This is a genomic window from Xanthomonas sp. NCPPB 3959, from assembly GCF_056675575.1.
In genome coordinates this window covers 1-357 of sequence record NZ_JBWWVR010000055.1, presented here as the reverse complement: position 1 = coordinate 357, position 357 = coordinate 1, and the positions used below count along the sequence as shown (strand labels likewise).

Sequence of the window (357 nt, the reverse complement as noted above, 5' to 3'; positions counted from 1 at the left end):
GGATCCAGAGAGTCCAGGTCCGCCGTCGTGGCGGTCACCGTCGCTTCGGTGGGGCCATACCCATTCAGGAGTCGCAGCGTAGGCGGCATGGTCGCATTCCAGCGCAGCACGTTCGCAGCTTGCACCGCCTCGCCGCCTATCGTGCACAAGCGCACACCCGCGGCCATGCGCGCCACGTCGGGCGACATCGTCTCCGTGAGCGCGTGCCAGAACGCGGTCGGCAAATTCAGTACGCTGATGCGCTTGCGCACAACCCAGGACCAGAAGCGCTCGCCATCGGTGATCGTCTCCTCGTCGCGCAGCACTAGCGTCGCACCATGGCATAGGGCCATGAAACACTCCTCGACATAGACGTCG

Annotated in this window: 1 protein-coding gene; it reads right to left on the bottom strand. The window is 65.0% G+C overall.

All coding sequences use genetic code 11. The annotated features are described in order from the left end of the window. Window positions 1–357: AMP-binding protein (locus AC1KVG_RS21790; protein WP_481095810.1), on the bottom strand; the 357-nt coding region annotated here is incomplete at both ends.